The following is a 1094-nucleotide window of genomic DNA, read 5'->3' as shown; positions in this document are numbered from 1 at the left end:
CCGGCGTGGTGGACGTGTTCCTACGATCGCTCGAACAGGCCGACCGACCAGCGGATCGGGCGGTTGGTGGATTGACCGACCATGGTGAGCTCCACGGTGACGGTGGTGGGCTCGGTCAGGTGGAGCTCGTTCATCGCCATCGGGAACCCGCCTGAGGTCCAGACGCCGCAACTGCTGCTGGCGCCCCCGCTCTCGCCGTTCACCCTGAAGCTGAACTGCAGCCGCGTGGCCAGCTCGCCCGAGCAGAGCTCGTCGAGGGCGACCCTGCCCGCCTGGCCGCCGACCTCGAAGGTGGCCGTGGTGTCCTGCGGCCAGAGGCCGCTTCTCGTTTCGGTGAGCCGCCACTCGTCTATCTGCCTGGGGATGCTTCGCAGTGGTTCGGGGACGACTGGTCGTGCGGGCGGCGTCCACTCGTATACGCCCAGCACCCACGAACCATGCGCGGGCACCTGGGTGACGCACGGACCGCCCGGCTCCTCCTGGGTGCAGCCCCAGCCGGAGGTCACCGTGTTGAACGTGACCGTCACCTCCGTGGCGCCTTCGGGGACGTCCAGCGGCTGCAGCCGCAGCTCCCGATCGCAGTTCATGAACGAGACCGGCGCGCGCAGCCGGGACCCCTCGACCTCGATTCGCGGCGGGTTGTCGTCCGGCCCCACGCACATGCCGCCGACGTCCAGCGGCTTGCCGGTGTAGGGGACCTTGAGTGTGGCCTTGGCGTCAGCCGTCTTCTCGATCGCGGTCCTGGCCACGAGCCGGTAGCCGGTGCCGTCCGCCGAGGTGAACTCGCCCGGCAGCACGGGCAGGGTCCCGCCCGAGACCGTCGTGGTGGTCTCGGGCTGCGGCGTGGCGGGCAGGAGCGGCACGGTCAGCGCCACCGCCGCCGCCACCACGGCCGCGCCCACCGCGCCCACCGCGGTCCGCCTGCGCGCCCGGATCCTCCGCACGCGGTCGCGCACCTGCTCGCCGCGCGACGGATTCGGCGGCGGGAGCAGGTCGGCGTGCTCGCGCAGTACGTCGCGGAGATTCTCTACGGTCACCTCTGCAGCTCCTTAACCACCGACTCGTCGATTCTCAGCTTGGCCAGCGCCTTGGCG

At 71.1% G+C, this 1094-nt stretch carries 1 protein-coding gene; it reads right to left on the bottom strand.

The features are described from left to right. Positions 1-20: 20 nt before the first annotated feature. Positions 21-1037: a hypothetical protein gene (locus QSK26_RS41395; RefSeq protein ID WP_285780847.1), complete on the bottom strand. Its 1017-nt coding sequence runs from the start codon at positions 1035-1037 to the stop codon at positions 21-23. Positions 1038-1094: the final 57 nt, after the last annotated feature.

Source organism: Microtetraspora sp. NBRC 13810 (assembly GCF_030268685.1).
Lineage (GTDB): Bacteria > Actinomycetota > Actinomycetes > Streptosporangiales > Streptosporangiaceae > BSRQ01.
This window is presented reverse-complemented; position numbering and strand designations above follow the sequence as displayed.